Here is a 19250-nt window from a genome sequence, read left to right on the forward strand (position 1 = left end):
GTCGACCCACCAGGATCATTTGGATTCTATTGGATAAGGTGCGTGCCCATTCCCTATTTTTGAGGAGATCCATACTTATTACAAGCTCTCGACGAAAACGGGAAAGCCAAATAATGTTGTTCATTTTATCCGGCAAGGCTGAAAACGAAACTCCCTAGCCTGCGAGACTCGGGGAACTCTAAACGCTACAAACCTATCGGTAGCGACTGTTTCCAACATCTTGTTACATTCCTAGACAACCTCTAAGACATTTCGTAGACTGCAAGGCTAACTTTTCCAAGTTTTTTACCATGACATGATCGCCATCCAGGTCAGCAACCTTTCCAAAGCCTACGGTTTCTATCGTATTTTTGAGGATCTGTCTTTTGACGTTCATCCTGGAGAATGCTTTGCCTTATTTGGCCCCAACGGGGCAGGAAAAACGACGTTGCTCAGGATTTTAGCCACCCTCCAAGCGCCTTCTCATGGTCAGTTTACCATTTTTGGGCAGGATGGCGTGGCACAGAAGGATACCGTTCGAGAAATCATCATGCTGATCGCCCACGGATCCCATTTATATGATGAACTCAGTGCCACCGAAAATCTCCAGTTTGCCCTTGGCCTGCGCGGGCAAACCCCATCTCCACCTCACATCAAACGGGCACTGGATCGAACAGGAATCGGGGCCTTTGCCGACCTCAAAATACGTCAATTTTCGGCCGGGATGAAAAAGCGACTGGATTTTGCCAAAACCATTCTGGCTCAGCCACAACTCCTTCTACTCGACGAGCCCTACAACGCCTTGGATCATGACGGGGTGGGTATCACCAACCAGCTCATTCAGGAAACGCTGGACCGTGACGGCACCGTGTTCATGACCACGCATGACCGTGACAAGGCTACCCAAATCGCGACACGGGGCGGGATTCTCAAAGGCGGACACCTTCAACTTCTCTCCTCTGAGCAACTGACCACCGATGCCATTTTTTAAAACAATTCGCTGGGTCGTCTGGAAGGATCTGATCAGTGAATGGCGGACACGGGAAACCATGTCGTCGATGTTGTTCTTTGCCCTCATTGTCATTCTGGTATTTAGCTTCAGCTTTTCCATGGACCAGGATGCGGCACGCCAACTGATTGCGGGAATCATCTGGGTTGCCTTTACCTTTACGGGCATAATCGGTTTAGGAAAATCCTTCACCTCGGAATTGCAAAACGATTGTCTGGAATCCCTGCAAATGTGCCCCGCTCCCAAGGGCGCCATTTATCTCGGAAAAGTCGCGGCCAATTTCCTCTTCATGCTCTCAGTCGAAATCCTCTTATTCCCCTTGTTCGTCTTATTCTTTAATCTGGATGTCATTGAAGCCATCGGAACCCTGTTGATCATATTTTTTTTGGCCACCTTGGGGTTATCCGCAGTCGGAACACTCTTTTCAGCCTTAACCGTTCAGATTCGAGCCCGGGAAGTCATGCTCCCCGTCCTCCTTCTGCCCCTTGCCGTTCCGGTCATGATCGCCGCCGTGGAAGCCACACGCGGAGCCTTAAGCGGCGATCCATTTTCTTTTTACTCGCAATGGCTCCAACTCTTAATCATTTTTGACATTATTTTCACCGTCCTCTCATTCTGGCTGTTTGAATTCATATTAGATTCGTAAATATCCCCATTCCGTTCGCCGGCACCATTCAGCTTCCACTTTCAGCCGGTCTGGAACAATCTTGGACCGAGATATTCCCACCCAGCAGTTCACCGGAACCGCCAATCAATCCTGGCCCTCCAGGACCACGCCATCACAATCATTAACAACGTCTTGAAAAAATGATTGGCAAAATTGACTCTATTCCGGATTGAGAGTACGTTCCTGCTTCAATCAAAAACAACGTTGATATTCCTCATCTTTCCTACATCGGACAAACATCCTACCCTCGGGCCGATATGGAGAACCGGGGATTTCACACGTTACAGCAATCATCTTGGAATGACCTTTTGAGAGGATGCAAAGACATGATTTCTATCAAGACATTCCTAGTGGCAATCCCGGCTCTTCTCTTCCTCGTCCCACTAAATACGCTATCCGCAGAAAGTCCCCTGTCACACCGCCTTGGCGCGCCTGAGGGCGGGGTCGAGCTTGGGTTTGGATGGGATCTCATTGAAGGTCAGACCATCCCAAACAGGTGTGTGCGATTCGCACCCGTGAGAGAGACGGGTCAGACCAGCACAGTAACCATGACGGAGGTCTCCGATCAGTCTGAGATCATGGACCAACTCGACGTCAGTGCCACCGCCTCGATTAAAAGCATCGGTGGATCGGCCTCCGCCCAAGCTTCCTTCGCCAAGAACTCCAAGACATCGGCAACGGAGACGACGCTGCTCTTAAAAGCCACCGTTCAAAACGGCGTTCTTTTTGCCGGTCCGGAAGACCCTGGTTGTCCCGCGCGACGGGCATTTCCTCAAATCCCCGAAAACTCTCCAAAGAGCCAATATGCCACGTCCGACTCCTCCGGCTGTCAGAGTGAGGGTGAGGGTGAGGACCTGGTAGATAACATTAAATTTTCGCCCTTTGCTCAGAAACTTAAGGATACCAACTTGGATGAATTCCACAAAATGTGCGGAGACGCCTATGTCTCGCGGATTTACAGCGGTGCGGAACTTCTCGCGACAATTGGTATCTCCACGACGGGGACCGAAGACCAAACATCGACTGTGGCATCGGTTAAGGCGGGATTTGGCGGCGGGCAGGTTGGTGCCGAGACCAAAACAGATAAAGGGGTCAAACGAGAGTCGGCCAACCTGTCCATCCACTTTGCACAGGTGGGGGGCGGGGGCGGGCTCATGCCCATCAGCCGGGAAGGGCTCAGCGGAAAGCTTCAGTCACTCACCATTGAAGCGGCCCGCGATCCGACCTTCATCGGGATCGAAGTGACGTCCTACCGTTCCCTGGCTAACGGTCCTAAAGAACGCAGTTTACGCGATTTACGCGACCGCGAAATTTCAGCAGATACCTACTGGTTTTTGCTTTCGCTTGAACAAGAAATATCCGATATTCTTGCCACTCCCCAAGCCTACGACTTCACAGTGGGCTTGACGCCACATAGCCTGCGCGAGCTGCAGGATAATTCGATCAAGATCCGCGAGAACATCCGCAAGCTCGAATACGTCACCAGCCCCGTCGATCTCAGCCCCGACACCCCTAGCCCCGTCGGCCTGGAATGCAATGACCACACAATCGATTGGGTAGAACCGAAAACCCTGCCAACGCTCGAAGAGCTTCGAAAAATAGCAGATAAAAAAAAGAACAACGATTCCCCGTTAACAGCTACGGATCTGCGAGAAAACCTGCGAACGGTGCTTCCATACTGTAATCCCAATGTGCTCCGCCTCTATCTTCCTCCACCCACAGGCCAGTTGGCGGTCGATACCTACATACGACCCCTTGCTCAGCGAATGTGTGCGCTTGACCCATCCGACAATGAATGCCTGACCAATGCACAGATATCCGCCCTGGACCGTGGGTTGAAAACATTTACCGCTCGTACCTTCCTCCTTCAAAACGTGGCATCCGGTCGCTGCCTAGGGGGTTCCTACAAGGAAGACAGCCCCATATGTACCGATACCAATAAGGCACAGCAATTTGACCTGTTTTGGGACCCAAAGTGGGAGCGGCATACCAAGCTTCCGCCTGGTACCCTAGGCGAATACGCGCTGATAAAAAGGCCGACCGGAAAAGATCTGCATTGCCTAAGTCGAAGCAAAGCGTCCAATACGATAAAGTATGAAGTCCAAAAGGATAATTATTGGGATACTGAGCACTGTGGTTGGCATATACTTTCAGATGGTCGTATCAACAGTGCTCGAAAAGAATACAGCAAAGAAGGAGACCAAAAACTGGCTTGTTTGGGTATGAATCAAGATAAAGATGACCTCTGGAAGATGGAACCGAAGTCATGCGAACCGAGGATTGAGGAGCGAGACCAGATACGGTGGCGCATGATCCCGGTCCCCACAAAGTAGCATGAGACAGGCCCAGGCAATAGGCCAAACCTTAGGTAGCGGATCATAGGTGGCCACTTTCTGAATTAATGTTTCAGCCTTGTTATCCCCCGTAGCGTGTTTCGGGGTACCCTTATTAAATTCTTTCTTTGGAAAAGTAAGGCTAAGGGGTTTTGAAGATCTAGTTCACTCCGAGGATCGCGTGAGCTTGCTGCGTGGATTTTCGTCAGCGCCTTTCGATTATTTTCGCACAGTCGAAGGCTAAGGGAGCTAAAGGTAATGGTGTATACCTCACGGAAGTCTCCTCGACCGGCACAAAGAATTCAGGGCTCAACTTCCCATATTGCTCGCGAAGGCTATTCACCTCCCGGTAAGAGTCTCCGTTCTTTTGATAAGAACTCGAATTTACCCCTAATTTCCTGACATGGTCCCACGTTACTTCCGTCGCCATTCTTAGGCCGAAGGCTGCATCTTTCCACTCTCCGAGGAAATATGCGTTTGCCCACTTCTGAATTCCGATTTCCTTATTCCACACCAACGCACATGCGAGATTTTTCGGATATTCGTAAATCGGAATCGGCAGCCAGTCATCATTATCGGGATCTCGATCCACGATAACCGTCCCTATCCCGTTCTTCTCCATCACATGGTACAGAACCATCCGCGCGAACATCTCCGTCGTACCCTCGTCCAGCAGCAAAAAGTAACGGTCTGGGTCTGGATTCTCATTGGATGGAAATGTCCATTCAGTATCCGATTCACCACCCCAGAAGCCCTTCTGGTTAAAAGAGTTGAGATGGATGGCCTCATGAATGGTCGTATGGATGACCTCATTGCGCTTGTGTAGAGAGCCCTCATCATCGGGATGGCCTATATAATCCGCATTGACGTAGATGGCGTGGAAATACCCGTTTTCCGACATTCGCCTTGTAAATCCCCTTAATCCTGAAACGGGATAACCCCGCAAATATTCATAACATTTATCCAATTGCGATCCCTCTAAAGAAAAATAGGTCTCCCCGTTGACTAACGTAATAGGCTCACCCAGAGCTACCGGATCGGGACTTCTGGCCTTGAGCTGAGCGACCAGCCATTGGACCCCCTCATTGATCGCTTCCAGGTCCGAATCACTCAGTCGTGCGGCTTCGTCCGAATCCGAGCTCGAATCCTCCGGTTGTGAAATTCCCAAACGAGGCTTACAAAATTCTGGCTCCTCATCCGGAAGTTCCTCCGCCTTCGCATTCAGTGTTGAATGAAAGGCCAATACCCATAGAAGGACCAAGGCTCCTCGGATCGAAAAACGAATGCAGTGCGCCAGACTAAAAGTCATCTCATCTCCAACGAAACTGTGGCTAAACTATAGAAACACTCATCACACGAACCAGGCCAGGCTTCGATCAATCGGATTCTCAATGAAGGGATGATTTTCCAGAGAAAAGAGATCCTCCTAATCATTCCCGCATCATGCAATCCTCCTGACTCACGGCCGCCAATGTGGGGCGACCAACCGTAGGGACAGAAGATGTCAATTCGTCAATTCCAGCTCCAGTGTGTTGGAGAAACGATTCTGGCCATTGAACTGCGTGTTGACTTGAACGGGGTAGGTGCCTGCTGCCAATGTCAAATTGCCTACGACGACGTTGATCGTGGTGTCATCCATGAGGTCGACATTAGTGCCGAGATTGATCGTCTGTCCGCCAATGAGTACAGCCGTCACGCTGCCGGGATACAGAAACTCCCCGGTGATCGTGAACTGACCTCCATCCTTCTGGGTCGTAGCCGGATTGAGGTTCGTCAGCTGCGGCGGCGAGACCGTCCATGCTGAGAACGGATAGGGGATATTGCACTGCCCCTCCCAAATCGTCTGGTCGATGAAAATCCCAGCCGAGAGTGACTGCACGATACTGGGGAATGATGTGAAGGTGACTTGTCCGTTGCCCGTCCCGCCGTTGGGATAAGCATTTTGGGGTACATACCACGTCCAAGTCGGCGAGTACACGTATTCAGTGTTCGGAATTGGCGTTTGTGGAGTAAAATTCCAGTCAACGTTTAATGATTTCGGATCGGAGGCGTTGTTGATCGTCGTTGCGGGCATGCTGTAGGTCGTTGATTGGCCAGACGTTACGGAGCCACCCGCTGTAACGTTGGGGCCATCCGAATTCACCCCCACTGATCCGCTTACCGTGGTGCTCGAATCGTTGGTGTAGGAGGTCTCGACTGTCGTCACCGTTTGAGGGTCTGTGAATAAGAGACCGGAAATGTTCGTATCGATCAACTCACCCGATGCGTCGGACAGATTAGCAGAGACCGTACTGAACCAGTTCCCTAAAGTGGGCTCAAATGTTATATCTTCCTGAACGAGGTAGTAGTCTGCACCGACAGAACTGCAGGAACTACAGCCGGTATCGGAGAAATTGCGCATTCCATAGACGTAGTAGTCCACCTCGGCGGTCCCCGCACCATTGTCGGGGAATTTAAAGCTGCAGTGCGTCGCAGTGGCAAGGTCCGTCAAGAACGTGGTCGGGTCGCTTGTCTCGCTGACATCGCCCTCACGAGGTTGCGGTGGCGTGGCCGCAAACCGATCCTTCAACCAGCGCCGGTTCGCCTTGCGATTGCCGCGGTGCCTGTCTAAGTTCCCCAAACAAGTAAGTGGAGTTTTGTCCGGGGACTCTGGTGACGGACTGTTGTAATCCATAGAGCGGAATCTGTGTTTGCCCCGGTTGGGGGGCGCAATTCACCTCCTGCCCCGGGCGCAGCAGGCGGTGGAATGTTCGGGCTTCGACTTGGTTCGCACCCACGATGGCCACGGTTTTGCCGACCTGGTGAGCCTCTCTTAGCAAGGCGATAGTCCCCGGCTCGTCGAGGTCTTGTGGTGCGATCACTACATGTGTCGGAAAATGCTCGAAAGGGTTCTCCCCGATTGGAAGCAGCAGATAATCGCGGCGCAGCAGATCAAGCGCTGCGCTCTCAACAATGTCAGAGACTTGGATGATATTCCCTGCCTCACACAAGGGGCGCGCTTCCGACCCATGTTTGTCGCAGGAGGCGCCCTTACTCTTACAATGCCACTTTCCTTCTTCCCACCCTGTGCACCGCTTCGCGGGGGAAGCCCCCTCTGCCCCAACGGCTCCCGTGATGAGAAAAACACAAAATCCCATCAACCAGATTTTCATAAGGTCTCGCATAGTGTCCTTCTCTCTTGCTGGGGCCTCACTTCGCCCTGGCTTTACCCAGGGTTTGGTTATTAGTTGGAAGTGTGAAAATAAAAAGCAAAAATTAAAAAAAGGAAATAGAAAGTTTTATGCGCACAATGGCACGGCGGCTCGGATCTCCTCCTTTGTCTCCGGCGGGTTGAAGAGATATGCCGATGATTAGGATGGTCATATAGAATTAGGCTTCTGGGATCTATCATCTATAATCAACGTTGAGTTGGTGGACACAATGGCGTAATTCAGCCCAATCTTAGACCCGTGCTACCCGCAGGCCGCAGAATGCGTTCATTACCTACCATAGGGCGAAGCTAATATCCAGAAATGATGAAGAAAGGCCATCTGGTTCATTGTCATGGAGCACATGCTGGAACTTCATTTTGGGTTTCAATGACCCAAAACTCTTACCAACAGTATTTGAAGGAGTTAGCCCTTCCCTCCGTCGGGTTATCCGTTTTACAATGTCCAACATGATTAATCGCATTATCCGACAGATCCAACGGTATAAAGGATGGTTTGGCGGAGGGGCCGCTCTCTGCATTTTTTTAGGCTTGTATATCGGCTTGCTCGCCTCACCGCCTGATTATTATCAAGGTGAACTGGTCCGGATCATGTATGTGCATGTGCCTCTGGCTCACACAAGCACGCTGGCCTATTCCGTGTTATTTTTCGGGAGCATCTGGTATTTGTGGAAACGGGATCCGCTTGTGGATAACATGTGCCAGGCCTCGGCGAGCATTTGTGCCCTCTTTACCTCCCTTGCACTCGTCACCGGTTCGATCTGGGCCAAGCCCACATGGAACACCTGGTGGACCTGGGATCCACGTCTCGTCTCGTTTACGGTGCTCCTGCTGATTTTGGGAGGGTACATCATGCTTCGGCGCCTCGTGGATGACCGGGTGCAGGGCGGCCGCTACGCGGCAATTCTGGCTATTGTCGGAGGCATCGATCTGCCCATCATAAAATTTTCGGTGGAATGGTGGAGAACACTCCACCAACCCATGTCGTTCTCCACCAGAGGAGTCAGCATTTCAGAAGACATTCTGGTCCCCCTGACGTTAATGAGCATCGGCTGTTGGTTATTGTTTGCCTATATGGTAATGGTCCGCACTCAAATTTTGTACTTGACTGACTTATTGCATGCCAAAAAAGGTCGCTTTCTCAGTCAGACCCATTTTTCTCAGACGACTCCATGACCGGGTTATATACACGCTGGGCGTTGATTCTAGGGGTAACCCTCCTTCTCGCCATCCTGACCTATCAGCACTACCAGCAACACTTATCCACATTGTCCATGGGAACGCTCTTGAGCAGTCTTCCGGTTACCCAACCGGTCAGGATACAAGGGATGGTCAAAAGTGGTACCTTGCAGGGTGACGTGGAACATGGGCAGGCAACATTTGAATTTGTGGATGGGGAAACCAGTCTAGCAGTGGAATACCAAGGTCCTCCCCTTGAAAACATTCGCGAATTGAAAACCCTGGTTCTCATCGGGCGCTGGGACAGCCAGGCACAGATTTTTCGCGCGCAGGACACCGCGTTGATTAATAATTTTGGATTTGTGGCCGCCGCCTATCTGATTTCCGTCCTGGCCTTGGGGTGGATGGTATTTGCCATGAGCCAAAGAGTCATGGTTTTATTTAAAGAGATCAAGGAATCCAAACTTTACGAACCAGAGGCAGACTCCCTTGGGTACAAAGAATAAAAAAATCGCCATTATTGTCAGCATACTCCTGGTTGCCGGTTCGCTCGGCTATCTCGCGTTTGGGAATTTTGGGGAAAATATTGTGTACTTCGTGACTCCCTCTGAGGTAAAAGCCTTTACCGCCGAAGCCTACAGCAAAAAAGTTCGTGTGGGTGGTATGGTGGTTAAGGGAAGCCTTAAAACCCAACCCGAGCCGGTAGGTCTAACCTTTGAGCTCACAGACGGTGCCGCCACTATTCCTGTCGCGTTTCAGGGTATTCCCCCGGACCTGTTTAAGGAGGGACAAGGGGCGGTGGTGGAAGGCCAATGGCGGGACGGCCAGACTTTTCATTCCACGATGATCATGGCCAAGCATTCCGAGGACTACATGCCCATGGAACTCAAACGAGCAGGTGTGGAACTTCCCAAAAAAGATTTCATGAAAACCCTCTCGCCCTAACCCTGTTCGCCATTCTCTATGATTATTGAAATTGGACATTTTTCGACCATTGTTGCCCTGGTGCTATCAGTCTTTGGCATGGCCAGCGCCGTATTGGCCCTCCAAACCCGCAACCCCGATTGGGCCCGCTCCGGCCGCATGGCCATTACCCTTATCTTCGTTCTGCTGGGCGTGGGCATGCTCTCCTTGGTCTATGCCTTTATCATACGGGACTTCTCCGTTCTCTATGTCGCCAACAATTCCAATTCGAAACTCCCGTTTTTCTATACTGTCGCGGCGGTCTGGGGCGGGCACGAAGGCTCGCTTTTACTTTGGGTCTTCATTCTTTCCGTCTTTAGCACCCTGGCCGTCTGGCTGCATTGGCGCACCCAGCCCGCCATCATGCCGTATTTGATTGGCGTAGAATCGGCCATCATCTTCGGATTTTTATGTTTAATTATCTTTCTCTCCAGTCCGTTTGAACGTCTCCTACCCGTCCCCCTCGATGGCAAAGACCTGAATCCGTTGCTGCAAGACCCCGCAATGGTCATGCACCCCCCCATGCTCTATATGGGTTATGTGGGCTTTTCCATTCCCTTTTCCTTTGCCATGGCGGCCTTATTTTCCGGGCGATTGGGAGAAGAATGGATCAAGGTCACGCAGCGATGGAGCATGTTTGCCTGGATGTGCCTGACGACCGGCATTCTGCTCGGCGGCTACTGGGCCTACTACGAACTGGGTTGGGGTGGGTATTGGGGCTGGGATCCCGTCGAAAACGCCTCGTTCATGCCCTGGCTGGTGGGCACCGCCTACCTGCATTCGGTTCTGGTGCAGGAAAAGCGGAAGATGTTCAAAGTCTGGAATCTCTTCCTCATCATCGTCACCTTTTCTTTGTCTCTGATCGGGACCTTTTTGGTGAGGAGCGGCGTGCTCACGTCCGTCCATTCCTTTGCCACGGATCCTGAGCGCGGTCTGTATATTTTGATATTCGTCGGCACGGTCATCGGAATTGCCTTCGGCGCGTTAATCCTGAGATCCAATAAATTGAAATCACAGGTCGAAATGGATTCGCTGGTTTCCCGTGAATCGATCTTCCTCTTCAATAATCTGTTCTTTTTGGTGGCTGCCGCCACGGTCTTTCTGGGCACCCTCTATCCATTAATTCTCGAAACACTGCAAGACGCCAAGGTAACCGTGGGTCCGCCCTATTACAATGCGGTATTTATGCCCATTGCCCTGGGATTGTTATTTCTCATGGGAATCGGCCCCTATATCCCCTGGCGCAAAGCGTCGGTGGCGAGCCTGAAAAAAAGTTTCTCCACGCCACTTCTCGCAGGAGCGGTCATTGTCGTCCTGCTATTTGTGACCGGCATTCATAACCTCTATGCCCTGGCAGGAGGGTATGTGGTGACCTTCGCCGGCATGGCGATCGTTCTGGACTTTGGGAAAATTTCGCAACTGTATGCGCAGCGGAACGGGAGTAATATCTTCCAGGGAAGTCTGGCAGCCTTTACCGCCAACCAACGACGCTATGCCAGCATGCTTACCCATATCGGGGTCCTTGTCCTAGTCGTCGGCATCATCGCCTCCACCGTGTATCAAACGGAAAAAGTCGTCTCGATGCGCGTGGGAGACGAATTCGCGATCGGGGACTATCGCATGAAACTGGCAAAAATTCATGAAGTGGCCGGCGGAAATTGGAATGCCCAGGAAGGGGTCTTTCAAGTATTTAAGGGAGAGGATTTGATCACGGAACTCCGGCCCCAAAAGCGAATCTATTCGGCTACCCAAACGCCTACCACTGAATCGGCCATTTATGCCACCAATATGGGGCACGTCTTTCTGACCATGCCGGAGGTGTCAGAGGACGGTGTGGCCGTCGCACGTGGCGTGCTCAATCCGCTGGTTCTGTGGGTATGGGGAGGCGGTGTCATCATGGGCCTCGGCGTGATTTTGAATATTCTCCGCCCCCGAAAGAAAGAAGAATGAGCAAAGGCTGGCAATTGACCCTCATCCTCTGCCTTATAGGATTGTTCGCACTGTTTTATCAGGGTCTCTGGGGAGATCCACGACACATTCCCACTGTCCTTATTGAGACCGATGCACCCAACTTTGAAGGACCGGATGTTGAAACGGGACAGACGATCTCTTTAGACCAGTTCAAGGGGAAAGTAGTCCTGCTCAATTTCTGGGCCTCATGGTGCTATGAATGCAAGGTGGAGCACAAAAGTATCTTACAGCTTCATCAACTCTTTAAAGATAATCCCGACTTCGTGATGCTGGGCGTGAATTATCAGGACGAACTGCCTGATGCCCAAAAGTATTTACAGGAATACGGCTCAACGTTCTCCCATGTCCGTGACCTCAAAGGACAATTGGCCATTGATTACGGGGTCTATGGGGTACCCGAAACCTTTGTGATTGATCAACAGGGAAAAATCCGCCATAAATGGGTCGGCCCGATAACCGGTGAGGTGTATACCAACATCACACAAAAGGTCATTGCCCCGTTGCTCAATGCTCAGCCGACCACGACGTCCTAATGTCCATCCGACTTACCTGGTGCCTTGCGGCTCTCTTAACCATTCCTCTTCCGCTGTTCGCTGCCGTGCAGGACGAGACGGACGTCGACATTCAGGTCCGGGAAATTGCCAAAACGCTCCGCTGCACGGTTTGCCAGACTGAGAATATTTGGGAGTCGGGCGCGCCATTGGCCCAACAGATGCGGGGAGTAATTCGTGATCGGATCGCCCTGGGGCACAGCACAGAAGAGATCCGCGCCTATTTCCTCAGCCGTTATGGGGACTATATTCTCATGGAACCCCCAAAGCATGGCGTCAATTGGCTCATCTGGGTGGCTCCGTTTCTCCTGCTGGTCATCGGGGGATTTTTTCTCTACAAGGAAGTGACTCACTGGGTCCGTGATACACCCACTCCGCCCAGCCAACCTGAACCGCCATTGGACGATCAGGCTCGAAAACGTATCGAGCGTGAACTCAAGTCCTGAATAGTCTCAATCCCTTATGTCGACGCTCGCCATTTTCGTAATTCCGTTTGTGGTCATCCTGGGGATCGTGCTTGTCTCCCTGACCCTTCCGTTTTGGCGACGGGATCCTTCACCCGTTTCCTTTGGCCTGGACGATGACCGGGCTCAGGAACTTCTTGATCTTCAAATCGAACGAGAAACCGTGGTCCGTTCTCTCCAGGACCTCGATTTGGAACTCTCACAGGGGAGGATGGACCCGTCCGACTATGAACGGTTGAAGGCCACTGACGAACGCCGTCTACTCAGCCTATTAGACCGGCTGGACACCTTCAAGGACACCGTTCACGACGAAACCAGCGAACATCAACCGGCAACCTCGAAACGAATCAATTGGGTTCCGACCATCGCCTCTGGCTTGGTGGTCTTACTGGCCTCCATCGGCATTTACAGCGCGCTTCAGTTCAAGGCCGCACAAAAATTGATGGCCGTCGAAGCCCAAATGGGCGGAGGCCCGAATCCGATGGAGATGGTCGCCAAACTGGAAAAACGCCTCAAGGACAATCCCGATGACCTGCAGGGTCAAATCATGGCTGGACGATCCTACATGGCTTTAAATCGAATGCCTGAAGCCAAAAAGGCATGGGAAAAAGCCTTAGAGCTGGACCCGAAACAGCATGAAGCCCACTTCAATTTAGGAGTGATCCAGATCGAAACGCGTCAAATTGACGATCCGGAAATATTCAAACAGGCTCTCGCACATTTTGACATGGTTCTGGCCGACCTACCCAATCAACCCGCCGTCAATTGGTATCGGGGTTTAGCCTTGTGGTATTTGAATCGCCGACAGGAAACCGATGCCGCCTGGACCCTCGCCGCACAAAACATGGAGCCCGGCACCAAGGACATCGAGTTTGTCAAAGACGCCCTCATCAAACTCCGCGCCGGTGAAGTTCCGTTTTAGTTATTTCTGATTTAAATCAACTTGAGAAAAATGGGGAGCGGCATGGCATCAGCCCACTCGCGTTGGAAGAAGCCGCAACCGGACACCTGCCAAAACTTCCTGCTCGTCATAAAGACCCATTTGACGGCATGCTCATTTGCCAGACCATCCAACATGAACTGCCCATCCTGACCCCCGATCCATTAATTTCCCCATATGACGTCCTTACCGCTTGGTAGGGTTATTCAGAAAAGATAGGGTTCTGCTAGCAAGTCGAAAGTAGACGGCTCAGTTCTGAAACTGAGCCGTCTGAAAACTAACACATCAATTTACGCTAGGGCCCGTTGCAGCGTGACATACCGCACGACGGATAATTTTGAGAAGGCTTTCAATTTTCCAACGGATAGTCTCCCGATTACAAGGTTTCCCGTCTTGGGTTGAGCCACCAATTCGAAGCCGATTTCTTTCAACTTCTCCAAGGTCTCAGGATTGGTATCCGTCAACCAGACTTGAAGTAATACCTTCCCCTCGGTCACATGTTGTGCCACGTCCTGAGGCAACACGATTGCCTTCTCCACATGTTCCACCAATGATTCGAGAGTCGAATCCATCTTGCCGGAGGAGTCTCCTCGACGAGAATCATCCTTTTCCGGTTCAACGCGATCCACCAAAGCCTGGGGGCTGGAGGCCACGGATTCCCGGGCAACCTTTCCTTCCAGAAAAGATCGACTCGTTTTCGCGGCCGGTTGCATCGGGTGTTGCCGAAAACTCCCTGCATTTTCGTCACCGCTTTCAAAAATGCCTTCGTAGCTCACGCCTTCCGGCAGTTCCACCGGCACTTCTACACGACGAGGTTGTCCACCTTCCGTGATGATCAACTCTTCCACCGCGACAAATGAGGTGAACTGGGTCATCAGTCGATAAGCCAACCCTAATTGCGTGATGGCTTCCCGCACGGCCGTCCGGGGATTTCCTTGTTGAATCCCTGTGTAATCCTTCGCCATGAGTTCCGCAATTTTGGTCCGCGCCCATAAAGAAGCCAGCACATCATGGTCCGGAGCAAAACCTGGAAGATCGACGGGAATATTCCGCACCACTGAACGCCCTGCCACCTTGCCCCGCAACCGTATCGTACCCTTGCCCGGAGTCGAATACCGGCCTATGAGCACCACCGGTTTCGCGCTAAACAAATCTGGGAGTCGCTTTGGATAGATATCCGACACATCCAGCCCATCCCAGTCCACGGACAAATCCGTGAGCAACGGATGTTGGACCCGCTCATGAAAACGGCGCGCCGCAGCCGAGCCATCGTCATTCAAGCCCACATATTCCACTTCACCACGACCCTCCTCGGCCATCTTATCCAACAAAAACCGATTGACACTGCTGCCAATCCCGAAAGAAAAGATTCGGGCGTTAGGATGTTTCTGCACTTCGCCCAGAATGGCCATATCATTGCCGATATAGCCATCGGTCATGAAACACACAATGCGAACATGTTCTTGCGAATCGGAGGGTTCCAGCGCCGCACGAATGGCCTTCATCATTTCAGTCCCACCCCCACCGGACCGTGAGGCCAAAAACGCCTGGGCCTTCCGGACATTCCCCGAAGTCGCCGGAACCGGTTCGGGAAACAGAATATGAGTATCACCTGCAAAGGTATTAAGATTAAACGTATCGCGCGGATTCAACCCGTCGATGGCCAGGCGCATGGTTTCTTTGGCCTTTTCAATGGGAAAACCCGACATGGACCCGGAGGTATCCAGGACAAAGACCAGTTCTTTGGGCGTGACCTCTTCGGTCTTCACCCGATCAGGCGGCTGGAGAAGCAGGGTAAAAAACCCATCTTCTCCGATTCGATGCGTCAGGACCGCATCGTGAATATCATTCCCCGCCACAGCATAGGTCAGAATAAAATCTTTGTTGGGAATAGTCGCTTCCTGTTTGAGGTGAACTTCCGCCTGAGAAGTCTGTGATTTTTTCACAACAATGTCATGCGTTTTGGATTGGATCTGTTGAATGGGTACACCAGCGTCAATTGTGACGGACACCGACAGGTCATGTCCCGACCGACTGCCCGGCTTCACAACAGGCGGCGTGATATGGGAGGCATCCGGGACTTGATCGGTGTCATAGGCCCACCCCTCGCCGAACGATGGGACCTGGACTGTGGGTTGTCCTGGAATGTAGCGGGGACCAACCACCATCGGAAACACCACCGAATAGATTCCATCGTCATAGGACAACGTCTCCACGTAACTGATCGTCACCGAAATCTTCTCCCCCGGCAGAATATTCGCGACCGACTGTGTGAAAATATTTGGCCGTTCCTGATCCAAAAGCCCTGCCACATTGCCTCGCCGTTTCGCCGCTTCATAAATGGCTCTCGCCTCTTCTCGCCTTTTTATCGTCCCTTTCACCACCCGGTCTCCAACCGTAAGCGTCATCGCATCCACCGCCGCATGCTGTGGGAGGGGAAAGGTATAGACAGCTTCAATCTTATCGGAATAGGGATTTTCGAACTGCTGGGTCACCTGAGCCCGGGCGAGTGGCCCGCTGACCTGAATTGAAACATCAGTGTGTGTAAGAGGAAAGGCTTGGGTAAACTTTCCTTCCGGATCCAGCCCTACCAGGCTTCCTGATTGACTACCACTGCCCCATTCATCATTGAGATTTGCCTCAGCATAGGCTACCGGGACAGAAGTGGTAGCTCCCATGCCGAAAACCCCTGCTCCCACAAGAGCCAACAACCCGGCCAGCCCTCCTCCACCCACCAAGCTCCACCATCGTTTGCTGCCATGTGCGACGTTCATGTTCTACCTCCTTATGTGCAGCGGCCCCATGCCGCTTCACAGGAGGGTATGGCAGGACTTCCTAAATCCTTTCAGAAAAATTCCTGAAACACCGAAAAATAGAGGAACCATGAGAGAAACCCACAACTAAATGGATATGAGGACAACCCTTTCCTTTCCGTTTTGCTTGACTCAGAGCAAAAAAGGACAAAACCAGATATGGAGAATTGTTAGGACACTCTAAACTATAAATAGAATTTTTTAGTTAGGATTAAAGGGAAGGCTAGCCCAGAAAGGGAGATGGAATGAGAATTATAACTTTGGTATTATTTTCAGTTTTTTTTCCTTTTTAGTTTTGGCTCAGCGGAAGCTCAATGGCAAAACAAGGAAGAATTTACCAAATGGATGACCTATTATTACCTTAACCCAGAACCTGAAAAAATTTTCTCGGCAATTCAGTATTTGAGCGATCATAATATTCTTGATGATAACAAAGCATTTCCTCCTACTTTAGGTTTTCTATCTGGCATATTTAATGAAAATGAAAGCCAAGTCACACAATGGATGGAGAGTTCCAATACATTGCCGGATTCCAAGTATAGGGTATTAGTGTTAAGCCTCTGGTATGCCAATCTCACCAACTCAAAAACAAGGGTTCATGGAATTCTTCAAAAACGACAAGCCCTCATGGATGATTTCAACATCTTTTTCGAAAGTAATCCCATATCAGTAACCGAGATTCCTCTTGAAAAAGGCCCTTGGGTTCTTGATTCATTATGGGGAAATTTCATGGCCACAGGTAAAAAAGAACCTGTTGCAAGAATTATCGAAGCACTTCCCTGGTTCAATGTGAAAGGAGATTGGAATCGTTTGATGATAGGTAAAGCAGCAGCCTGGTCATTAACTTCAAATGCCATTCAACACAAAAAAGTAATTGATATTTGCGAAATTGAAAGAATAAACCAGACACAAGACATAGCTGACAAATTGGACAAAATCGTCACCACTGCAAGAAAGAAATTACTGACAAAAACCTCGACGGATAATTAAATGAGGACGTCATCCCTAGCATTCTTGAATAATTAACAATTTTTTGGCGTAAATTTTTATACTCAAAAAGAAAGGGTTAGGCTGAAAGGCTTGTCTTTCGAATAGTTTCTTTCTACAACAAACACCGCGTCTTCTGCCCGTTCAATTTGAAACTCCGACATGTTAACTTCACTTTCCAGCCATTGGCTCAGGTCGCTTAGCGGCATAGGTGAAAGCAAAATGGTTAGAGAGGGAGCGACGGATTTGTTTGAGTTATCCGTCAATTGCCCGAGTGGAAATTCCACCCGTTGGAATGATTTCATTTTGATCCCCGCTTCAGTTTGTCCCGTCTTGTCGGATTTCATGGGCACCAGATTCTGCCATCTGCCATTTCCCAATGGCGCCAGCACATAGAGATACCCGGACACGTTTGATTCCACAGCCAATCGAATTTCCGCCCAATTCCCCCTTACCTGCTGGATTTCTACCTCCTCATCTTTACCCTCTTTCGTCTGTTGGACAAAGCTGTATCGAATCCCTCTGGCAGTTGGAATAGCTGCACCTCCTGCAACATCTCGCTCCAAAGGAAAGGACATCGGCTTCTCTTTAGAAGAGGGTTTCATAATTTTGGAAAGGGCCCCACGAAGGGCTTGGTCGTCCCTATCGATATCGTTTTTCTCCCCAATCACTTCATCGACTAACGATCCACTTGCCGCATAAAACAGTTCCTGGGCGCTTGGAGGTAATTGAGTGGCCTCTTCCATAGTTTGGTCGGCTATTCTGCCAGGGGTTGTGGCGTGATCCACCATCGGTACTTCAGGAGCCTCAGGAACCGAAAAGGGCTGGAGGGAGCGCCCGTCCTTAGGCTGGATCAATGCTGAAGGTGCTGGTGGGGATTGAGCCACTTGTTCATGCGCCTTTTGACGCCTCATGGCTAGACCGCTTTCTCTCGCGTCGCTTTCCGATTTGGCTCTAACTTGACGTTCCCCCTCAATTGCCTCCGTCTGAGCCGGTTTGGTCTCCAAGGCCTCCTCCTGTACCGATGATATAACTTCATCCGAAGGTTTCTGTGTTCGAAATGAGAGTTCCTCTCTTGATGAGGATTTCGCGGTTTCCTGCTCCTGACTGACCATCGGCCCCCATTTTTTTTCCATTTGCCAGCCAAAGATGAGAGCCAGACCCACGGCAGCAATGCTTCCCGCCCAGACAAGTGACGTGTGCTCCTTTAACCAGCTCACCCATTTCACTTTCTCATCCGAAACACCCCCGGAATGCTCTGTTGCTTCTAGACTGGCCAGAATGCGCCGGCGGGCTTCAGGATCGGCGAGCATGACTTTCAAGGCTTCCTCATCGACCAGGGCGTCGAAAAGGGCTTGATCGTTGAGGGCTGCCTCATATAATTGGCGCTTTTCTTCGTCGGTCAGCGTATTACTGGCATAGCCGCCAAGCAGATGTTCCCAGGATGTGGCCATTATAGATCCTTCTCCACGGTTTTCATTTTGTCTTCACCAGCCTGAGGGATAGTGGTCCCCCAACGTCCTCCCATGAGAGCCAGAAGTTGTTTTCGACAGCGGGAGTCCCAAGTATAAATGGTGTTGATGGATCGCTCACCGAATATCCGTTGAATTTCCGGAAAGGTGTGGCCTTGAAGTTTCAAGCGAAATAATTCCCTGCAACGCTCACCCAATTGCTGAAGCGCCTCAATCAATTGCCCCACCCGCTCTTTCTGCTCGGCTTGCATGGCGGGATTATCTCCAGGATCTGCAAGCGGCCGATCATCAATGGATTCCTGATGATATTCGCCCCGTCGGAGGTTTTTTCGATGGAGATCCAGCATTTTATACCTGAGAATTTGAAAGGTCAGAGGAACCAGCTCGGTTAATTCCGTGACTTGAGGATATTTCTCGTGCAAGACCAGAAGAACCTCCTGAGCCAAGTCTTCAGCCACATCCCTTGATCCACGGGATGTCGCAAATGCCACAATCCTTTCACGGAGCTGGCCAATGATCTGATCCCGGGCCATAGCCGGGTTATGGCCTTTTCCCGTTATTCACCAACAATTCAACCTTCGGACTTATTTTGCACGAGGAGTGTCGGGGACAAGGTAACTTTCCGGAAGTCATACGGTTGATCCTGGAATGTGGCATTTCCATGGTTCCTGAAACTTCTGGATATTGTACCACTGGATGGGAATGATGGAGAGA

Annotated in this window: 18 protein-coding genes; 11 read left to right on the forward strand and 7 right to left on the reverse strand. The window is 50.9% G+C overall.

The genetic code is table 11. The features are described from left to right. The first annotated feature begins 295 nt into the window (after positions 1-295). The 3 genes from ccmA to PP769_RS00515 all read left to right on the forward strand — a co-directional run bounded on the left by ccmA (position 296) and on the right by PP769_RS00515 (position 3988). Complete coding sequence (gene ccmA / locus PP769_RS00505) at positions 296-970, forward strand: heme ABC exporter ATP-binding protein CcmA (protein ID WP_312643868.1); 675 nt, start codon at positions 296-298, stop codon at positions 968-970. Beyond that, the gene (locus tag PP769_RS00510; RefSeq protein WP_312643870.1) at positions 957-1634 is read left to right on the forward strand and encodes a heme exporter protein CcmB; all 678 of its coding nucleotides are present in this window, start codon (positions 957-959) and stop codon (positions 1632-1634) included. Before ccmA ends, PP769_RS00510 begins: the two co-directional genes overlap by 14 nt. 347 nt (positions 1635-1981) lie before the next feature. After that, entirely contained in the window at positions 1982-3988 is a 2007-nt protein-coding gene (locus PP769_RS00515) for a hypothetical protein (protein ID WP_312643872.1), read from the forward strand. Positions 3989-4193: 205 nt separating this feature from the next. Here the strand turns inward: PP769_RS00515 and PP769_RS00520 are convergent, their stop codons facing one another. The 3 genes from PP769_RS00520 to PP769_RS00530 form a co-directional block, all read right to left on the reverse strand. Further along, the gene (locus tag PP769_RS00520; protein WP_312643875.1) at positions 4194-5297 is read right to left on the reverse strand and encodes a hypothetical protein; all 1104 of its coding nucleotides are present in this window, start codon (positions 5295-5297) and stop codon (positions 4194-4196) included. 195 nt (positions 5298-5492) lie between these two features. Next, entirely contained in the window at positions 5493-6557 is a 1065-nt protein-coding gene (locus tag PP769_RS00525) for a hypothetical protein (protein ID WP_312643877.1), read from the reverse strand. Continuing rightward, on the reverse strand, positions 6517-7152 hold the full coding sequence (locus PP769_RS00530) for a hypothetical protein (RefSeq protein ID WP_312643879.1): 636 nt from the start codon (positions 7150-7152) through the stop codon (positions 6517-6519). Before PP769_RS00530 ends, PP769_RS00525 begins: the two co-directional genes overlap by 41 nt. A 494-nt stretch (positions 7153-7646) precedes the next feature. Here PP769_RS00530 and ccmC point away from each other — a divergent pair, with 494 nt between their 5' ends. The 7 genes from ccmC to PP769_RS00565 are packed head-to-tail and all read left to right on the forward strand — an operon-like array spanning position 7647 to position 13246. After that, a complete protein-coding gene (gene ccmC, locus PP769_RS00535) occupies positions 7647-8372 on the forward strand; it encodes a heme ABC transporter permease CcmC (protein ID WP_312643881.1) in 726 nt (241 codons plus the stop codon). Further along, positions 8369-8881 (forward strand): cytochrome c maturation protein CcmE domain-containing protein, encoded by a 513-nt coding sequence (locus PP769_RS00540; RefSeq protein WP_312643884.1) that lies wholly within the window; start codon positions 8369-8371, stop codon positions 8879-8881. Before ccmC ends, PP769_RS00540 begins: the two co-directional genes overlap by 4 nt. Next, the gene (gene ccmE / locus PP769_RS00545; RefSeq protein ID WP_312643886.1) at positions 8865-9320 is read left to right on the forward strand and encodes a cytochrome c maturation protein CcmE; all 456 of its coding nucleotides are present in this window, start codon (positions 8865-8867) and stop codon (positions 9318-9320) included. Before PP769_RS00540 ends, ccmE begins: the two co-directional genes overlap by 17 nt. An 18-nt stretch (positions 9321-9338) precedes the next feature. Next, positions 9339-11288, forward strand: coding sequence for a heme lyase CcmF/NrfE family subunit (locus PP769_RS00550; RefSeq protein WP_312643888.1), 1950 nt, complete (start codon positions 9339-9341; stop codon positions 11286-11288). Further along, positions 11285-11842 carry a redoxin domain-containing protein gene (locus PP769_RS00555; protein WP_312643890.1) on the forward strand — a complete coding sequence of 186 codons (558 nt, stop codon included), beginning with the start codon at positions 11285-11287 and terminating at the stop codon, positions 11840-11842. The genes PP769_RS00550 and PP769_RS00555 overlap by 4 nt, the downstream gene beginning before the upstream one ends. Then, positions 11842-12306: a cytochrome c-type biogenesis protein gene (locus PP769_RS00560; RefSeq protein WP_312643892.1), complete on the forward strand. Its 465-nt coding sequence runs from the start codon at positions 11842-11844 to the stop codon at positions 12304-12306. Before PP769_RS00555 ends, PP769_RS00560 begins: the two co-directional genes overlap by 1 nt. A gap of 16 nt (positions 12307-12322) precedes the next feature. Next, positions 12323-13246 (forward strand): tetratricopeptide repeat protein, encoded by a 924-nt coding sequence (locus tag PP769_RS00565; RefSeq protein WP_312643894.1) that lies wholly within the window; start codon positions 12323-12325, stop codon positions 13244-13246. An 11-nt stretch (positions 13247-13257) separates the two neighbouring features. On the opposite strand, the gene PP769_RS00570 is transcribed toward PP769_RS00565, so the two are convergent. Together PP769_RS00570 and PP769_RS00575 are read right to left on the reverse strand one after the other, a co-directional pair. Then, positions 13258-13401, reverse strand: a complete 144-nt coding sequence (locus PP769_RS00570; RefSeq protein WP_312643896.1) for a hypothetical protein — start codon at positions 13399-13401, stop codon at positions 13258-13260. 153 nt (positions 13402-13554) lie between these two features. Next, complete coding sequence (locus PP769_RS00575) at positions 13555-16038, reverse strand: VIT and vWA domain-containing protein (RefSeq protein WP_312643902.1); 2484 nt, start codon at positions 16036-16038, stop codon at positions 13555-13557. Positions 16039-16422: 384 nt separating this feature from the next. On the opposite strand from PP769_RS00575, the gene PP769_RS00580 reads away from it, so the two are divergent. Beyond that, positions 16423-17067, forward strand: a complete 645-nt coding sequence (locus PP769_RS00580; protein ID WP_312643905.1) for a hypothetical protein — start codon at positions 16423-16425, stop codon at positions 17065-17067. A 62-nt stretch (positions 17068-17129) separates the two neighbouring features. On the opposite strand, the gene PP769_RS00585 is transcribed toward PP769_RS00580, so the two are convergent. After that, positions 17130-18518 carry a hypothetical protein gene (locus PP769_RS00585; RefSeq protein ID WP_312643907.1) on the reverse strand — a complete coding sequence of 463 codons (1389 nt, stop codon included), beginning with the start codon at positions 18516-18518 and terminating at the stop codon, positions 17130-17132. Beyond that, the gene (locus PP769_RS00590; protein WP_312643909.1) at positions 18518-19069 is read right to left on the reverse strand and encodes an RNA polymerase sigma factor; all 552 of its coding nucleotides are present in this window, start codon (positions 19067-19069) and stop codon (positions 18518-18520) included. Before PP769_RS00590 ends, PP769_RS00585 begins: the two co-directional genes overlap by 1 nt. Positions 19070-19250 lie beyond the last annotated feature (181 nt).

Origin of the sequence: Candidatus Nitrospira allomarina (assembly GCF_032050975.1) — a bacterium.
Classification (GTDB): domain Bacteria; phylum Nitrospirota; class Nitrospiria; order Nitrospirales; family UBA8639; genus Nitrospira_E; species Nitrospira_E allomarina.

Coding starts and splice junctions, on each gene's coding strand:
- PP769_RS00555 (WP_312643890.1), top strand. CDS start 11,285: ATGAGCAAAGGCTGGCAATTGACCCTCATCCTCTGCCTTATAGGATTG.
- ccmC (WP_312643881.1), top strand. CDS start 7,647: ATGATTAATCGCATTATCCGACAGATCCAACGGTATAAAGGATGGTTT.
- PP769_RS00590 (WP_312643909.1), bottom strand. CDS start 19,069: ATGGCCCGGGATCAGATCATTGGCCAGCTCCGTGAAAGGATTGTGGCA.
- PP769_RS00575 (WP_312643902.1), bottom strand. CDS start 16,038: ATGAACGTCGCACATGGCAGCAAACGATGGTGGAGCTTGGTGGGTGGA.
- PP769_RS00585 (WP_312643907.1), bottom strand. CDS start 18,518: ATGGCCACATCCTGGGAACATCTGCTTGGCGGCTATGCCAGTAATACG.
- PP769_RS00580 (WP_312643905.1), top strand. CDS start 16,423: ATGACCTATTATTACCTTAACCCAGAACCTGAAAAAATTTTCTCGGCA.
- PP769_RS00515 (WP_312643872.1), top strand. CDS start 1,982: ATGATTTCTATCAAGACATTCCTAGTGGCAATCCCGGCTCTTCTCTTC.
- PP769_RS00550 (WP_312643888.1), top strand. CDS start 9,339: ATGATTATTGAAATTGGACATTTTTCGACCATTGTTGCCCTGGTGCTA.
- ccmA (WP_312643868.1), top strand. CDS start 296: ATGATCGCCATCCAGGTCAGCAACCTTTCCAAAGCCTACGGTTTCTAT.
- PP769_RS00520 (WP_312643875.1), bottom strand. CDS start 5,297: ATGACTTTTAGTCTGGCGCACTGCATTCGTTTTTCGATCCGAGGAGCC.
- PP769_RS00510 (WP_312643870.1), top strand. CDS start 957: ATGCCATTTTTTAAAACAATTCGCTGGGTCGTCTGGAAGGATCTGATC.
- PP769_RS00570 (WP_312643896.1), bottom strand. CDS start 13,401: ATGTTGGATGGTCTGGCAAATGAGCATGCCGTCAAATGGGTCTTTATG.
- PP769_RS00565 (WP_312643894.1), top strand. CDS start 12,323: ATGTCGACGCTCGCCATTTTCGTAATTCCGTTTGTGGTCATCCTGGGG.
- PP769_RS00540 (WP_312643884.1), top strand. CDS start 8,369: ATGACCGGGTTATATACACGCTGGGCGTTGATTCTAGGGGTAACCCTC.
- PP769_RS00560 (WP_312643892.1), top strand. CDS start 11,842: ATGTCCATCCGACTTACCTGGTGCCTTGCGGCTCTCTTAACCATTCCT.
- PP769_RS00530 (WP_312643879.1), bottom strand. CDS start 7,152: ATGCGAGACCTTATGAAAATCTGGTTGATGGGATTTTGTGTTTTTCTC.